The following is a 250-nucleotide window of genomic DNA, read 5'->3' on the forward strand; positions in this document are numbered from 1 at the left end:
GGCCCGCAGGGCGAGGCAAAGCCGAGTCATCCTGCACGACCCACCACGATTAAAGCAGTATCCGGTGTAAATCGGCAGGAAGCGAACTGAGGTTCTTTTCCGAATTAGCAGTAACCGCATTGCGGGTCGTTAGCTCAGTTGGTAGAGCAGTTGACTTTTAATCAATTGGTCGCAGGTTCGAATCCTGCACGACCCACCACGATTAAAGCAGTAACCGGTGCAAATCGGCAGGAAGCGAACCTGCAGCAGG

The 250-nt window shown here is 53.6% G+C and carries 1 tRNA gene; it reads left to right on the plus strand.

Annotated elements, in window-relative coordinates:
* Positions 1-123: 123 nt before the first annotated feature.
* Positions 124-199: transfer RNA gene (locus COO59_RS20660), tRNA-Lys, on the plus strand.
* The last annotated feature ends 51 nt before the right edge of the window (positions 200-250 follow it).

Origin of the sequence: Mixta theicola (genome assembly GCF_002895925.1) — a bacterium.
Taxonomy (GTDB): domain Bacteria; phylum Pseudomonadota; class Gammaproteobacteria; order Enterobacterales; family Enterobacteriaceae; genus Mixta; species Mixta theicola.